This window comes from Microbacterium sp. dk485 (assembly GCF_004570445.1).
GTDB classification, from domain to species: domain Bacteria; phylum Actinomycetota; class Actinomycetes; order Actinomycetales; family Microbacteriaceae; genus Microbacterium; species Microbacterium wangchenii.
In genome coordinates, this window is the sequence record NZ_SPQW01000002.1 from 949,690 (window position 1) to 964,283 (window position 14,594).

Genomic DNA, 14,594 nt, shown 5'->3' on the forward strand with positions numbered 1-14,594 from the left:
GTCAGTACGGCTGCAGCACGTTCGTGGCCAGCAGGACCATGAGCACACCGCCGAGCACCACGCGGTAGATCACGAAGGGCAGGAAGCTGCGCTTCTTGATGTACTGCATGAGGAACGCGATGACCGCCAGGCCCACCCCGAACGCCACGACCGTCGCGATGCCGGTCTCGGCGAGGTTGTACGGCCCTCCGGGCTCTTGGAAGCTCTGCAGCAGCTCGTAGAAGCCGCTGCCGAAGACGGCGGGCACCGCGAGCAGGAACGCGTACTCGGCTGCGGAGGGACGCGTGTAGCCGAGGGCCAGGCCGAGGGTCGTCGTCGCGCCCGAGCGGGACACGCCGGGGACGAGGGCGAGCGCCTGGGCGAAGCCGAGGGCGACCCCGTGGGGGTAGGTGAGGCTGTCCAGTTCGCGCGTGCGCCTGCCCCATCTGTCGGCGGCACCCAGCAGGAGGCCGAAGACGATGAGAACGGTCGCCACGAGCCACAGGTTGCGGAACGTGTCGCGGATGACCGACTGGAACAGGAAGCCGAGGACGCCGATGGGGATCGTCCCGAGGATGATGAGCCACCCCATCCGTGCGTCCGGATCGTTGCGCGGAACCCGTCCGGTCAGGGACTGCGCCCACCGCGTGATGATGCGCACGATCGTGCCCCAGAAGTACACCAGCACGGCCAGCTCCGTGCCGATCTGGGTGATCGCGGTGAAGGTGGCGCCGGGATCGGTGGCCGAGGGCAGGAACTCCCCCATGATGCGCAGGTGCGCGCTGGAGGAGACGGGCAGGAACTCGGTCAACCCTTGGACGAGTCCGAGGATGATGGCCTCGAGAACGTGCATGCGCGCCTTTCAGTAGGTCCGGAGGAGATCGGTGAGCACGCGCTGGCCGAAGACGAGCGCGTCGACGGGGACGCGCTCATCGACACCGTGGAACATACCGGTGAAGTCCAGATCCGCCGGCAGGCGCAGCGGCGCGAAGCCGTAGCCGTCGATTCCGAGCGTCGACAGCGCCTTGTTGTCGGTGCCCCCGCCCATGAGGTACGGCAGGACCGGCACGCCCGGGTCGGCGCGGTCCAGCGCCGCCACCATGGCATCGACGAGATCGCCGCGGAAGGGCACTTCGAGCCCGATGTCCTGGTGGACGATCTCCACCTCGACGTGCGGCCCGACGATCTCCCGGATCTGCGCCAGCACGGCGTCTTCGGTGCCCGGAAGCGCGCGCACGTCCACGAGCGCCTCGGCCCGGTCGGGGATGACGTTGTGCTTGTACCCGGCGGTCAGCCCGGTCGGGTTCGTCGTGGTGCGCAGCGTCGAGCGCAGGAACGGCGCGCTGTCGCCCGCGCGCTCGGTGAGGGCGTCGGGGTCGCCGGCGTCGTCCCCCGTCAGCCGCTCCAGGCCGGCGAGGAACTGCGTGGTGGTGTCGGTCAGCCGCACCGGCCACGCCGTGCGCCCGAGGGCTGCGACGGCCTCGGCCAGAGCCGTGACGGCGTTGTCGGGATGCAGCCGGCTGCCGTGGCCCGCCCGCCCGCGCGCGACGAGCCGGATCCAGATGAGGGCCTTCTCGCCCACCTGCAGCAGATACGCGCGACTGTCGGCCACCGGGATGGAGTAGCCCCCCACCTCGCTGATGGCCTGCGTGGCACCGGCGAACCATTCCGGCCGGTCGCGCACGACCAGGGCGGAGCCCTCCACGCCGCCGTTCTCCTCGTCGGCGAAGAACGTGAGGACGAGGTCGCGTTCGGGCTGCGCGCCCGAGCGCAGGATGTCGGCCACCGAGGTGAGGATCATGGCGTCCATGTCCTTCATGTCCACCGCCCCGCGCCCCCACAGCACGCCGTCGCGGATCTCGCCGGCGAACGGGTCGACGCTCCAATCCTCGGCGATGGCGGGCACGACATCGAGGTGGCCGTGCAGGACCAGGGCGGGCTTGCTCGCATCACGACCGGGCACGCGGGCGGAGACGTTCGTGCGTCGCGGGATCGGCTCGTAGTACTCGGGGCGCAGCCCCAGGCCCTCCAGATAGGCGCCGACGTACTCCGCGGCCTCCCGCTCGCCTTCGGCGCGCCCGCCGCCGTAGTTCGAGGTGTCGAAGCGGATGAGATCGGCGGCGATGCGGGCCACCTCCGGGTGCGCGGACTCGCTCGAGGACATGCGCCTACGCTACCGGCCGGGCGCAGCCGGTCCGTTTCCCTGCCACGCCGCGCGGGCGCGCCGACGATTATCGGCGGGTGCCGGCGGCGTGCTAATCTCGATCTTCGTTGCGCAAGCAACTTCACCCATGCGCGGGTGGCGGAATAGGTAGACGCGCTAGCTTGAGGTGCTAGTGCCCGTATAGGGCGTGGGGGTTCAAGTCCCCCCTCGCGCACAGATGTGAAAAGGGCCCCGAGAGGGGCCCTTTTCCCATTCCCGCACCGGGTCGTCGGACCCCCGGTTTCCCGCTCGGCCGGGATGGGGATAGCGTCGAACACGGTGCGCCCGCTGCTGGCGCGCCTGTCGCGCGTGCGGCAGAGCACCACCCGAAGGAGCATCCGTGTCCGTTCTCGAGCCCAGCCTGGTCCCCGTCTTCGAAGAAGTCGTCCGCCGCAATCCCGGAGAGGCGGAGTTCCACCAGGCCGTCCGCGAGGTCTTCGAGAGCCTCGAGCCCGTCGTGGCGAAGCATCCGCAGTACGCGGACGAGGAGATCATCCGCCGCCTGTGCGAGCCGGAGCGCCAGATCATCTTCCGGGTGCCGTGGACCGACGACGCCGGGCACGTGCAGCTGAACCGCGGCTTTCGCGTGGAGTTCAACTCCGCGCTCGGACCGTACAAGGGCGGGCTCCGGTTCCACCCGAGCGTGTACCTGGGCATCGTGAAGTTCCTCGGGTTCGAGCAGATCTTCAAGAACGCTCTGACGGGCATGCCCATCGGCGGTGGGAAGGGCGGCAGCGACTTCGACCCGAAGGGCCGCTCGAACGGCGAGATCATGCGGTTCTGCCAGTCGTTCATGACGGAGCTGTACCGTCACCTCGGCGAGCACACCGACGTCCCTGCCGGCGACATCGGCGTGGGCGGACGCGAGATCGGGTACCTGTTCGGTCAGTACAAGCGCATCACGAACCGGTACGAGTCGGGCGTCCTCACCGGCAAGGGCCTCACGTGGGGCGGATCGCAGGTGCGCACGGAGGCGACCGGGTACGGCGTGGTCTTCTTCGTCGACGAGATGCTCCGTGACGCCGGGGACTCCCTCGACGGCAAGCGGGTCGTCGTGTCCGGCTCGGGCAACGTCGCCATCTACGCGATCGAGAAGGTGCACCAGCTCGGCGGCGTCGTCGTGGCGTGCTCGGACTCTGCCGGATACGTCGTGGACGAGGCCGGCATCGACCTGGAGCTGCTCAAAGACATCAAGAACACCCGTCGCGGCCGCATGAGCGACTACGCCGACGAGCGTCCCGGCACGCGCTTCATCGAGGGCGGTTCGATCTGGGACGTGCCCTGCGACATCGCCCTGCCCTGTGCGACGCAGAACGAGCTGGACGCGGATGCCGCGGCGGCGCTCGCGCGCGGGGGCTGCACGATCGTGGCCGAAGGCGCGAACATGCCCACGACGCCCGACGCGATCCGCACGCTGCGCGAAGCCGGCGTGCGCTTCGCGCCCGGCAAGGCCGTCAACGCCGGCGGCGTCGCCACGAGCGCCCTCGAGATGCAGCAGAACGCCTCACGTGACTCGTGGACCTTCGCGCACACCGAGGAGCGGCTCGAGCAGATCATGCGCTCGATCCACGACCGCTGCCTGGAGACCGCGGACGAATACGGCGTGCCCGGCGACTACGTCGCCGGCGCCAACATCGCCGGATTCATCCACGTCGCCGACGCGATGATGGCCCTCGGCCACATCTGAGCCGCCGGTCACCCCCGCGCAGAACTCAGGAGATTCCGCTGCATCGCGGCCCCGGGGAGCCCCAAACCGCCGGATTCTCCTGAGTTTTGAACGACGGAGCAGGAGGCTCGCGGGGTCACGCCACCGCGACCCCGAAGGCCAGCCCCAGGACGTATGTGACGGCAGCGGCGCCGTAGCCGATGAGCAGCTGGCGGAGCGCCCGGCGCAGCGGCGACGCGCCCGACAGCAGCCCCACCGTGGCGCCGGTGCCCAGGAGCGCGAGCCCGACCAGTACGAGGGCGACCATGACAGCGGTGGGGCCGGAGAGCCCGAAGACCCACGGCAGCACCGGCAGCACGGCACCGGAGGCGAAGAAGAGGAAGCTCGAGGCGGCCGCGCGCCACGCGCCCCCGACGATCTCGTGCGCATCGGTCGCGGCCGGCTCGCCCGCGCGCGGGGCGCCGCGGCCGGTCTCCTGCGCCGCCGCCACGACACGGCGCGCTCGGGCGAGCGACTCCGCCGCCGGAAGCCCGCGCGTGCGGTACACCAGGGCCAGCTCGTTGGCGTCGAGGTCGAGGTGCGGCAGCGCCTCGTCGGCGTATTCGTTGGGCTCGGTGGCCTGCAGCAGTTCGCGCTGCGACCGCACCGAGACGAACTCCCCCGCCGCCATCGACAGGGCGCCCGCCAGGAGCCCCGCGATGCCGCTGAAGAGCACGAACGCCGGAGCGACGCCGGTCGCCCCGATGCCCAGCACGAGCGCCAGGTTGGACACGAGTCCGTCGTTCGCGCCGAACACCGCGGCCCGGAACGTGCCCGACAGTCGCCGGCGCCCCCGTGCGGCGAGGCCGCGCACGACCTCGTGGTGCACCTTCTCGTCCGCCGCCATCGCGGCCGACGCGTACGGCTCGTCGTCGTAGGGCGAGCGCGCCTCCGCGTTCTGGGCGAGGGCGAGGACGAACAGCCACCCGAACCGCCGTGCCATCCACGTGAGCACTCGCGTGCCCGTTCCGGGGCGCGGCAGCCGCGCGGGCTCGCCACCGAGCAGGTCCATCCAATGCGCGGCATGGCGGTCCTCCGCGTCGGCCAGGGCCTGGAGGATGTCACGCTCCTCACCCTCGCGCCGGGTGGCCAGCTCCCGGTACAGACCCGCCTCAGCCCGCTCGTCGACGAGGTACCGCATCCAGCGACGCCGATCTCTCTCGGTCGGGGCGGAAGGGGCGCGCGTCACGACAGGCTCCGATCTGGTGGGGATGCTTCCACGCTATCCGCGCGGCACAGCCGCACCGGACGCGAGGGCGGAACTGCCAGCATTTCGGGGCTCCGAAGCACGCGCCACGGCGCGACGCAGGCCCCGTTCGCCGGCTCGCATGACGACCGCGTGCGCAGCGACGAAGACGGGGCGGAGCACGGCGGCGGTCGCGTTCATCCAGGGCCGCCGGGTCGAGACGCACCATCGCACGATGATCTCGGTCGCCGCGGCGCCCGCCGGCGCCAGCTCCACCGTGCCCACTCCCGCCAGGTCGCCGTCGCTGCGGACGACCAGGCGACGGCCCGGCGCCAGGCTCACGACCGTGAGGTGCACGCGCAGGCGGTAGCCGAAGGGGCTGCGCACCACGAGGGCGATCCGCTCCCCCGGAGCCATCCGGCTCGGCGCGCCGGCCACGGACACGCCCGGCCACCACGTCGCCGCACCGGGGCGCAGCATCCGTTCGGCCGCGGCCCAGCACTGCGGCGGTCCGGCTGCCACGCGCCACCGCGACGTGAAGTCGTAGCCGCGCGCCCTCACGAGTGCACGCGGCGGCGGAGCAGGTCGATGCGTGCCTGCAGCTGAGCCACGGTCGCGTGCGAGACGGCCGGGCCGCCGCACAGCCGCCGCAGCTCGGCGTGCACGAGCCCGTGCGCCTCACCGGTCTGCCGGGCGTAGAGCCCGACGAGGCTGTTCAGCAGCTGCCTCTGCTCCTTGAGGGAACGGTGCAGCGGCTGCGGCAGCGTCGATTCCGGCGCCGCCGTCGCACCCTCCGCGGGCGCGGCCGACTCGCGGGCCTCCCGGGCGGTGCGGTGGCGGGACTGCCGCGAGACGCGCGACATGAGCACCTCGTGCACCTGGTCGGGCTCGAGGAGGCCCGGGATCCCGAGGAACTCCTCCTCCTCGGGGGTGCCGGGGATGGCCAGCTGGCCGAAGTCCTTGCCATCGAAGACGACGCGGTCGAAGTGGGCGTGCGAACCGAGAGCCTGGAAGGTGAACTCCTCGGTGAGCCCGTCGGAGGCCTTCTCCTCGCGCTCCGCCGCGTCCATCATGTCTTCTTCGGCGTTCCACTGGTCATCGTCGGAGTCGCGGTCCAGCGCGTGATCGCGCTGGCGCTCGAGCTCGCCGGCGAGGGCCAAGAGGATGGGAACGTTCGGCAGGAAGATGCTGGCCGTCTCGCCGCGGCGCCGCGCGCGCACGAAACGCCCGATGGCCTGCGCGAAGAACAGCGGCGTCGCCGCCGACGTCGCGTACACCCCCACGGCCAGCCGGGGCACGTCCACGCCCTCCGACACCATGCGCACCGCCACCATCCACCGGCTCGTGCTCTGGGAGAACTGCTCGATGCGGGCGGAGGCCTCCGCCTCGTCGGAGAGGACGACGGTGGGCTGCTCGCCGGTGACGTCGGCGAGGATAGCCGCGTACGCACGGGCGGCGGTCTGGTCGGTCGCGATGACCAACCCCCCGGCGTCCGGAATGTGCTGGCGGACCTCCGTCAGACGCCGGTCCGCCGAACGCAGGACCGCGGGGATCCACTCGCCGTTCGGATCCAGCGCCGTCCGCCACGCCTGGGAGGTGATGTCCTTGGTGTTGTCCTGCCCGAGATGGGCCTCCATCTCCTCGCCGGCCTTCGTGCGCCACCGCATCTGACCGGCGTACACGAGGAACATCACCGGCCGCACGACGCCGTCCTCCAGCGCGCGACGGTATCCGTACGCGTAGTCGGTGCGGGACACGCGGATGCCCTTGGCGTCCGGGTGGTACTCCACGAACGGGATCGGGGCGGTGTCGCTGCGGAACGGCGTGCCCGACAGCAGCAGGCGCCGGGTCGCGCGGCGGTACGCCTGGCGGAGCGCGTCGCCCCAGCTGAGCGCGTCGCCGCCGTGGTGCACCTCGTCGAGGATCACCAGCGTGCGCGCATCCAGCGTCATGCGCTCGTGCACGGCGGCGTTCACGGCGACCTGGGCGTACGTCACCGCCACCCCGTGGTACTGCCGCGAGGGCGCGACGTGGCGGTTGCTGAAGGCCGGATCCAACCGGATCCCCACGCGCCCGGCGGCGTCGGCCCACTGGGTCTTGAGGTGCTCGGTGGGGGCGACCACGACGATGCGGTCCACGACGCCGCGGCGGAAGAGTTCGCTCGCCAGGCGCAGGGCGAAGGTCGTCTTACCGGCGCCGGGGGTCGCGGCCGCGAGGAAGTCGCGCGGGCCCTTGCCCACCCCGTCGGGGCCGTCGCATCCGAAGTACACGTCCAGCGCCTCGGCCTGCCAGGCGCGCAGGCGCTGGGCGGTGCCCCACGGCGCGCGCTGGGGGTAGGTCGGTGAGAGGTGCTCTGCCGCGAAGCTGCCGAAGTGCCCCTCGTGCTCGTGGGAGGCGTCGTCGTGCGGATTCGCGGTGCCGCGGTCGGAGGTGTGGTCGGGAGCGATGATCAGGTCGTCGTCCAACATTCCTCCCTCTCCTGACCGGCGCGACTCACTACCCTAAGCGATGGTTCCGACCCCTCCGCACGAGGACGTGGAGCACCCCGCCGAGGACATGTCGGAGGGCCCGCGGTAGCCTGGGTCATCGGAGGAACGATGACGAATCAGCCCGACGTCCCCACCCCGGATCCCACCCCCACGATCACCGAGCCGCACCCGTGGCGGCGTTACGTCGCGATCGGCGACTCATTCACCGAAGGCATCGGCGACCCCGAGCCCGCCTCGCCCGGCGGCAATCGCGGCTGGGCCGACCGTGTCGCCGAAGTGCTCGCCGCCCAGGTCGACGACTTCGCGTACGCCAACCTCGCGGTGCGGGGAAAACTCATCGGCCAGATCGTCGCCGACCAGATCGAGCCGGCGATCGCGCTGCATCCCGACCTGATCACCTTCTCCGCCGGCGGCAACGACGTCATCCGCCCCGGCTCCGACCCCGACGCAGTGGCGGAGATGTTCGAAGACGCCGTGGTGCGGCTGGCGTCGACCGGCGCGACGCTCGTGGTCTTCACCGGCATCGACACCAACTTCACGCCGGTGTTCCGTGGCATCCGCGGTAAGGTCGCCATCTTCAACGAGAACATCCGCGCGATCGCCGCGGCCAACGACTGCATCGTGGCCGACCAGTGGGGACTGAAGACCGTGCAGGACATGCGGTTCTTCGACGACGACCGCCTGCACTACAACTCGCTCGGGCATCACGAGGTGGCCCGCATGGTGCTGCGGACCCTGCACGTGCCGAACGACCTGCAGCCCATGCAGCCCGATCCGCTCCCGGCCATCACGTGGCGCGCGGCCCGTGCCAACGATCTCGTATGGGCACGGGAACACCTCGTGCCGTGGGCGCTGCGCCGCCTGCGCCACCAGTCCTCCGGCGACCACGTCCGCCCCAAGCGGCCCGAGCCCCTTCCCGTCGTCGCGGCCGCTGCCGCTGCTGCTGCCGCCGCGGCCGGCGCCGACCCGGAAGCCGCTGCCGCAGCGGGAGCACGCGCCGCGGAGGCGGAGGCGCGGGCCCGCGCCACGGAGGCCCGGAACGCCGGCACCGGCTCCGATGAGGGGACCACGGGCGCCTCGTCGTCCTGACCGGAGAGGTCGATGGGAGCGACTCACCCGAGCCGGCCGTGCACCGGCCGGGCGCCCGCCGGGGGTTCTCCGACCTCCTGCACGGTATGTCCGCTGCACGCCGTCTGGGTCACGCTGGCTCGCTCGATGCGCGACACCGTGAACCACCGCATCGCGTCACGCAGCCGACACCAACCGACGAGATACCACTGGCCGTTCGTGGAGGCGAACAGCACGGGTTCGACGTCGCGGGTGGTGGTGGCCCCGTCCCTGGCTGTGTAGCGGATGCGGACGACCCGCTGCTCGGCCATCGCCTCCTCCAGTGCCGACCTGAGCGCGCGGGAAGAGGGGGCGATCGCATTGACCCAGACGCGGCCGGCCAGCTCGTCGGCCCGGGCGCGGGTTCTGGGGTCGAGGACGTCGAGGATCTTCCCGACCCCGGCTGCTGCCAGATCCGCGTAGGGCGCATCGGGTGCGGCCGACACGGCGGCCATGAGCGCCACGGCCTGCGCCGGGGACAGGCTGACCGGCGGCAGGGACGCCCCCACTGCCAACCCGTAGCCACCGCCCGGGCCCGGACGCGACCATACCGGCACGCCGCTGTTGTCCAGCGCCGCGAGGTCTCGCTTGACCGTGCGCACCGACACGCCGAACTCTCGCGCCAGCCGCTCGGCCGAGCATCCCCGTGATCCGCTCCGGCGCAGCATCTCGGACAGGGCATGGAGTCGTTCCGCCCGCTTCACCGTGCCGCCCGAGTCACATTCATGCCACAAATAGTGACATACAGTTGGCCGGAGCACCGTCGAAGATGGTCACATGACCCGTACGACGAACAGTCCGTCCATCGTCCTCATCGCCGGCCACTGGCTGGGCGCCTGGGCGTGGGATGACGTCCTGGAACACCTGAACACCGACCGTTCCCGTGCGGTCGCGATGACCCTGCCCGGCCTAGACGGGGACGATCCCGACCGTGCGACGAAGACGCTCGACGATCAGGCCGCAGCGGTCCTGGACATCTTCGCCCAGCTCGGGGTCTCCGAGGACCAGCCCACGACTCTCGTCGCCCACAGCGGGGCGAACTTCCCCGTCAGCCTCGTCCTCGATCGGCATCCCGAGCTCGTTCACCGGGTGGTGTGGGTGGATTCCGGCCCTGTCGCGACGGGAAGCGTCTTCGCCCCCGACCTCCCGGAGGCAGTGGCGGAGCTTCCGCTGCCGCCTCTCGAGGCCCTCGCCCAGCAGGCGAGTCTCGAAGGCCTGAGCGCAGAGGTCCTCGAGCGTTTCCGGACCCGGGCCGTCCCCGAGCCCGGCCCCGTGCTGCGCCAGCCCCTCGAGCTCACGAACGATGACCGCCGAAAGGTCCCGACCACCCTGGTGTGCTGCTCGATCCCGAGCGCGCAGGTGCTGGAGCTGGCGCGCGCGGGCCACGCCATGTTCGCCGAGGTCGCGAACCTCGAGCACCTCGACGTCATCGACCTCCCGACGGGGCATTGGCCCATGTGGAGCCGCGCCCGCGACCTCGCCGAGGCCATCCGGTCAGCGGCTTCTCGAGCCGGCTGAACCGCCGGGACGGCTAGTGCCGCAGCGCCCACAGCGCGACGGCGGATGCCGCGGCGACGTTGAGGGAGTCCACTCCCCCGCCCATGGGGATCGTCACGACCGTGTCCGCCGCCGCCAGCGCGCGCCGGCTGAGACCGTCGCCCTCCGCGCCCAGGAGCAGCGCGACGCGCTCCGGACGGTCGGCGGCGAACTCGTCCAGCGGTACGGCATCCGCCGACAGCGCGAGGGCTGCCAGATGCAGGCCTGCCTCGTGCAGGAGCGGACCGGCCTCGTCCCATTCCGGCAGGCGCGTCCACGGCACCTGGAAGACGGTCCCCATGCTCACCCGCACACTGCGGCGGTAGAGCGGATCCGCGCACCGCGGCGTCACGAGCACGGCATCGGCGCCGAGCGCCGCGGCGCTGCGGAACGCCGCCCCGACGTTGGTGTGATCGACGATGTCCTCCAGGACCACGACCAGGCGCGCGTCGGCCACGACGTCGGCCACCGCGCGCAGCGGCGGGCGGTGCATCGCGGCGAGGATCCCGCGGTGCACCGCGTACCCCGTGACGCCTTCGGCGACCTCTTCCGGCACGACGTACACCGGCACCGCGTCGTGCTCGACGTCCTCGAGCAGCGCGCGCGCGTCGTCCAGCCATTTCTCCTGCACGAGGAGCGAACGCGGCCGGTGGCCCGCGGCGAGGGCGCGCGCGAGCACCTTGGCGGACTCGGCGATGTACAGCCCCTCGGCCGGCTCCCGCACGCGCCGCAGTGCCACGTCCGTGAGGTCACGGTAGTCGCCCAGCCGCGGGTCGGCGGCGTCCCCGATCTCGACGATGCGCATGCCCTCCACTCTGCCAGCAGCACGGCAGCCTCACCGTCCCGCGCGCCTACACTCGAACAGGGAGGTGGGCCCGTGCCGGCAGTGTTCGCGCAGGATGCAGCGACAGCTGATGCGCTCGAACGCGCGATCGACCTGCTGAGCGGCCGCCGGCTCGCGATCCTCACCGGAGCCGGGGTCTCCACCGATTCGGGCATCCCCGACTACCGCGGCGAGGGCGCCCCCGTGCGCACCCCGATGACGGCGCAGCAGTTCCTCGCCGGGGAGGACGCGCGCCGCCGGTACTGGGTGGGCAGCCACCTCGGATGGCGCGCCTTCTCGGCGGCCCAGCCCAACGCCGGGCACCGCGCGATCGTCGACCTCGAGCAGGCCGGCGTGGCCACCGGCGTGGTGACGCAGAACGTCGACGGCCTGCACCTGCGAGCGGGCAGCCGTCGCGTCGTCGAGCTGCACGGCACGATGCGGCGCGTGTTCTGCACGCACTGCGGCCAGGTGTTCGACCGGCGCGATCTGGCCGCCCGCGTGGAAGCCGACAACCCGTGGCTCAGCACCGACGAGGACCTGCCGCTCGGACCGGACGGCGACGTGAGCCCCGACCGGGTCGAGGGGTTCCGCATCCCGGCCTGCACCGTGTGCGGTGGCGTACTCAAACCCGACGTGGTGTTCTTCGGGGAGTTCGTGCCGACCGAGAAGTTCCGCGAGGCCGAGCAGCTCGTGCACGCGAGCCAGGCGCTCGTGGTCGCCGGATCCTCCCTCGTGGTCAACTCCGGCATCCGGCTCGTCGAGCGGGCCCGGCGGCGCCGCATCCCCGTCGTGATCATCAACCGAGGGGTCACGCGCGCCGACGCCCGCGCGAGCATCAAGTTCGACGCGGGCACGAGCGAAGTCCTCTCCGCCCTGCGCGATGCGCTCACAGGGAGGTCGGAGGCGCACGCCGGATAGGCTCGTGCGGTGACGCTCCTGACTCTCATCCGCCACGGCGAGACCGACTGGAATCGCAACGGCCTCATCCAGGGGTCCACCGACATCCCCCTCAACGACACCGGCCGCGCCCAGGCCCGCGAAGCGGGGATGCTGCTGGCCGAGCGTCGCGAGGACGACACGCCCATCGTGGTGGTCTCCAGCGACCTCTCGCGCGCCGCCGAGACGGCCGACATCATCGCCGAGGTCCTCGGGGTGGCCGCACCGCACCGCTACCCCGGCCTGCGCGAGCGCTCCTACGGGGAGGCCGAGGGAGTGGACGCCGTGGAGTTCCGCGAGCGGTGGGGACAGTGGAGTACCGCACAGGTGCCGGGCGCCGAGCCGTGGCCCGACGTGCGGGACCGGGCGCTGCGCGCCATCCGCACCGCCGTCGACGACGCCCGTCGCGCGACCGCCCCTCGCGCGCCCGAGGTCGTCGCGGTCGCCCACGGCGCCCTCATCCGTCAGGTCATCCGCCACGCCACGAGCGACGAGCTGCCCGCGGAGGGCGAGCGGCTGCCCAACGGATCGGCGCACACGTTCCTCATCGAGCGCGAGCGCCTCCGGCTGCTGTCGTACGTGGGCGCCGCGGTCTGAGTTCAGCCCCGCGCCGTTCCGACCGCTCCTCCCCCACGACTGACGGGGACCACTTATCCCCAGACGGTCCCTTCCGCATCGGGCGATGTCGGAACTAGGTGCGACACTTGTGGTATGGCAGCCCTCGCAAGTATCGAAGATCCGGACGAAGACGCGCGACTCGCCGCGATCGTCGACGAGCTGCGCGACGCGGAAGAGGAGATCGCCGTCCTCGAAGCGGTGAAAGTCGCACAGCTGGCCGGGGCGATGCGGATCGCGCTGCGACGGATGGAGGGCAAGCACGCCACCCAGCGCGCCCGCGAGATGGAGCTGCGCTCCATCGCCGCCGAGATCGGCGCGGCCGTGCGCTGGAGCGACCGCGTGGCCCAATCGCGCATGAGTGACGCGCTGGATCTCGTCGAACGCTTCCCCGCCACCATCGACGCCCTCACCACCGGCCGCATCACCGCGCGTCACGCCGCGGTCATCCAGGACGCCGGGTGCGTCCTGACCGACGAGTCCGACCGCGCCGCGTTCGAACAGGTCGTGCTGGAATGGGCCGCCGCCGAGACGGTCGCCCGCACACGCGACTATGCGCGCGGTCTGGCCGAGCACCTCCACCCCGAATCCATCACCACCCGCTTCGAACGCGCCGAGAAGGCACGCACCGTCACCCTCTCCGAGCTGCACGACGGGCTGGCCAAACTGGAGATCATCGGGCCCACCACCCTCCTGCACGGCATCCACGACCGCCTCACCCAGCAGGCCCGCGCGATCCGTGCCGCCACCGCCCACCCCGACGCAGTGGAGGCCGAGTCTGAACTGGTCCCTGCCGATTCGGTCGTTGTCGACACCCGCACCCTCGATCAGATCCGCGCCGACCTCGTGTGCGACATGCTCCTCACCGGCCAGCCCGCGATCGACCACACCACCGACATCCTTCCCGGCGGTCTCGGCGCGATCCGCGCCAGCGTCCAGGTCACCGTCCCCGCCCTCACCGCCGCCGGTATCGCCGACCGCGGCGCGAGCATCGACGGCACGTCACCCATCGACGCTGACACCGCGCGTCAGCTCATGGGCACGGCGCCCGGCTGGGACCGCATCCTCACTCACCCCATCACCGGCATGGTGCTCACCGTCGACCGCTACCGCCCGGGCACGATCCTCGAGCGCTTCCTCGCCGCCCGCGACATCCACTGCCGCTTCCCCGGCTGCCGCCAGCCGGCCCGCCGCTGCGATCACGACCACAATCTCGACTGGGCCCTCGGCGGACGCACAACCGCCGGCAATCTCGCCTGTCTGTGCAAACGACATCACACCCTCAAGACCGAAACCGAGTGGACGGCCGCGCAGGAACCCGACGGCACCATCCGCTGGACCTCGCCCCTCCACCGCCGCTACACCGACAAAGCGCCCCCGCGTGTGGCCTTCGTTCCCGACGCCGACCCACCCCCGTTCTAGGCCGTATCGCTCCGCGTCACGCGCTCCGGCTGCCCGCCGGACGCTCCATCGTCATCAATGACGCGTGGGGATGCGTCACTCGACGTCACCGCTCTCAGCCAGCTGATCTCGCAACACTTTTCGCGCGCGAGACAGTCGAGCGCGAACCGCGGTGGCCGGCTTGCCGAGGACGGTCGAGACTTCTTCTTGAGTGAACCCGTCCCAGTAGACGAGCCGCACGATCTCCTGATCGATCTCGGGAAGGCAAGCGATGAGAGACCGGACGTGCTCGCCCAGCTCGTGGCCGCCTGCGACCGGGGTCTGCTGGGTCATATCGTCTGCCGCGAGCGTCGCCCGCAACCTGTCGCTCAACGCGGATCGTCGGCTGCGTCCGCGACGATATCGGGACAGCACCTTGCGGGCGATGCCGAACAGCCACGCACGAAGCAGATCAGGCTCGACTCTGCTCGTTCGGCTGGATTGCCAGGCTGCGAGGAACGTATCGCTCACCAGATCGGCCGCGTCCTCGGCGGGAACATCACGCTTGATGAAAAACCCGAGCAAGCCGCTCGCCTCGCGACGGAACGCATCAGCCAGATCTCCGTTCACCG

13 protein-coding genes, 1 tRNA gene and 1 pseudogene are annotated in these 14,594 nt (G+C 71.5%); 7 read left to right on the forward strand and 8 right to left on the reverse strand.

Features of this window, described 5'->3' with window-relative positions:
* Nucleotide 1 precedes the first annotated feature (1 nt).
* Together E4V99_RS15430 and E4V99_RS15435 are read right to left on the reverse strand one after the other, a co-directional pair.
* Nucleotides 2-832 (reverse strand): undecaprenyl-diphosphate phosphatase, encoded by an 831-nt coding sequence (locus E4V99_RS15430; protein ID WP_135117775.1) that lies wholly within the window; start codon nucleotides 830-832, stop codon nucleotides 2-4.
* A gap of 9 nt (nucleotides 833-841) precedes the next feature.
* Nucleotides 842-2,143 carry a M20/M25/M40 family metallo-hydrolase gene (locus tag E4V99_RS15435; RefSeq protein WP_135117776.1) on the reverse strand — a complete coding sequence of 434 codons (1,302 nt, stop codon included), beginning with the start codon at nucleotides 2,141-2,143 and terminating at the stop codon, nucleotides 842-844.
* A gap of 129 nt (nucleotides 2,144-2,272) precedes the next feature.
* Between E4V99_RS15435 and E4V99_RS15440 the strand changes: the two genes are divergently transcribed.
* Together E4V99_RS15440 and gdhA are read left to right on the forward strand one after the other, a co-directional pair.
* Nucleotides 2,273-2,357: transfer RNA gene (locus E4V99_RS15440), tRNA-Leu, on the forward strand.
* 165 nt (nucleotides 2,358-2,522) lie between these two features.
* Nucleotides 2,523-3,869, forward strand: coding sequence for an NADP-specific glutamate dehydrogenase (gdhA, locus tag E4V99_RS15445; protein ID WP_135065938.1), 1,347 nt, complete (start codon nucleotides 2,523-2,525; stop codon nucleotides 3,867-3,869).
* Nucleotides 3,870-3,984: 115 nt separating this feature from the next.
* Here the strand turns inward: gdhA and E4V99_RS15450 are convergent, their stop codons facing one another.
* The 3 genes from E4V99_RS15450 to E4V99_RS15460 all read right to left on the reverse strand — a co-directional run bounded on the left by E4V99_RS15450 (nucleotide 3,985) and on the right by E4V99_RS15460 (nucleotide 7,541).
* Nucleotides 3,985-5,028 (reverse strand): VIT1/CCC1 family protein, encoded by a 1,044-nt coding sequence (locus tag E4V99_RS15450; RefSeq protein WP_135117984.1) that lies wholly within the window; start codon nucleotides 5,026-5,028, stop codon nucleotides 3,985-3,987.
* Nucleotides 5,029-5,109: 81 nt separating this feature from the next.
* A complete protein-coding gene (locus E4V99_RS15455; protein WP_135117777.1) occupies nucleotides 5,110-5,634 on the reverse strand; it encodes a hypothetical protein in 525 nt (174 codons plus the stop codon).
* Nucleotides 5,631-7,541 (reverse strand): DEAD/DEAH box helicase, encoded by a 1,911-nt coding sequence (locus E4V99_RS15460; RefSeq protein ID WP_135117778.1) that lies wholly within the window; start codon nucleotides 7,539-7,541, stop codon nucleotides 5,631-5,633. Before E4V99_RS15460 ends, E4V99_RS15455 begins: the two co-directional genes overlap by 4 nt.
* A 129-nt stretch (nucleotides 7,542-7,670) precedes the next feature.
* On the opposite strand from E4V99_RS15460, the pseudogene E4V99_RS15465 reads away from it, so the two are divergent.
* Nucleotides 7,671-8,483 (forward strand): annotated as a pseudogene (locus E4V99_RS15465) (SGNH/GDSL hydrolase family protein); the annotation flags it as partial.
* A 191-nt stretch (nucleotides 8,484-8,674) separates the two neighbouring features.
* On the opposite strand, the gene E4V99_RS15470 reads toward E4V99_RS15465, so the two are convergent.
* Nucleotides 8,675-9,373: a YafY family protein gene (locus tag E4V99_RS15470; RefSeq protein WP_135117780.1), complete on the reverse strand. Its 699-nt coding sequence runs from the start codon at nucleotides 9,371-9,373 to the stop codon at nucleotides 8,675-8,677.
* A gap of 73 nt (nucleotides 9,374-9,446) precedes the next feature.
* On the opposite strand from E4V99_RS15470, the gene E4V99_RS15475 reads away from it, so the two are divergent.
* Entirely contained in the window at nucleotides 9,447-10,187 is a 741-nt protein-coding gene (locus E4V99_RS15475; RefSeq protein WP_135117781.1) for an alpha/beta fold hydrolase, read from the forward strand.
* Between the two features lie 13 nt (nucleotides 10,188-10,200).
* Here E4V99_RS15475 and E4V99_RS15480 read toward each other — a convergent pair whose 3' ends face one another.
* Nucleotides 10,201-11,010, reverse strand: coding sequence for an RNA methyltransferase (locus E4V99_RS15480; RefSeq protein ID WP_135117782.1), 810 nt, complete (start codon nucleotides 11,008-11,010; stop codon nucleotides 10,201-10,203).
* A 72-nt stretch (nucleotides 11,011-11,082) separates the two neighbouring features.
* Between E4V99_RS15480 and E4V99_RS15485 the strand changes: the two genes are divergently transcribed.
* The 3 genes from E4V99_RS15485 (at nucleotide 11,083) to E4V99_RS15495 (ending at nucleotide 14,004) form a co-directional block, all read left to right on the forward strand.
* A complete protein-coding gene (locus E4V99_RS15485; RefSeq protein WP_245233211.1) occupies nucleotides 11,083-11,949 on the forward strand; it encodes a Sir2 family NAD-dependent protein deacetylase in 867 nt (288 codons plus the stop codon).
* 9 nt (nucleotides 11,950-11,958) lie between these two features.
* Nucleotides 11,959-12,564 (forward strand): histidine phosphatase family protein, encoded by a 606-nt coding sequence (locus tag E4V99_RS15490; protein WP_135117783.1) that lies wholly within the window; start codon nucleotides 11,959-11,961, stop codon nucleotides 12,562-12,564.
* Nucleotides 12,565-12,678: 114 nt separating this feature from the next.
* Entirely contained in the window at nucleotides 12,679-14,004 is a 1,326-nt protein-coding gene (locus E4V99_RS15495; protein WP_135117784.1) for an HNH endonuclease signature motif containing protein, read from the forward strand.
* Between the two features lie 75 nt (nucleotides 14,005-14,079).
* Here the strand turns inward: E4V99_RS15495 and E4V99_RS15500 are convergent, their stop codons facing one another.
* Nucleotides 14,080-14,592, reverse strand: a complete 513-nt coding sequence (locus tag E4V99_RS15500; RefSeq protein ID WP_167747757.1) for an RNA polymerase sigma factor — start codon at nucleotides 14,590-14,592, stop codon at nucleotides 14,080-14,082.
* Nucleotides 14,593-14,594 lie beyond the last annotated feature (2 nt).

Bases quoted from the DNA above. Each gene is read 5' to 3' on its own strand.
- E4V99_RS15430 (WP_135117775.1), bottom strand. From the start codon at position 832: ATGCACGTTCTCGAGGCCATCATCCTCGGACTCGTCCAAGGGTTGACC.
- E4V99_RS15435 (WP_135117776.1), bottom strand. From the start codon at position 2,143: ATGTCCTCGAGCGAGTCCGCGCACCCGGAGGTGGCCCGCATCGCCGCC.
- E4V99_RS15450 (WP_135117984.1), bottom strand. From the start codon at position 5,028: ATGCGGTACCTCGTCGACGAGCGGGCTGAGGCGGGTCTGTACCGGGAG.
- E4V99_RS15460 (WP_135117778.1), bottom strand. From the start codon at position 7,541: ATGTTGGACGACGACCTGATCATCGCTCCCGACCACACCTCCGACCGC.
- E4V99_RS15475 (WP_135117781.1), top strand. From the start codon at position 9,447: ATGACCCGTACGACGAACAGTCCGTCCATCGTCCTCATCGCCGGCCAC.
- E4V99_RS15480 (WP_135117782.1), bottom strand. From the start codon at position 11,010: ATGCGCATCGTCGAGATCGGGGACGCCGCCGACCCGCGGCTGGGCGAC.
- E4V99_RS15495 (WP_135117784.1), top strand. From the start codon at position 12,679: ATGGCAGCCCTCGCAAGTATCGAAGATCCGGACGAAGACGCGCGACTC.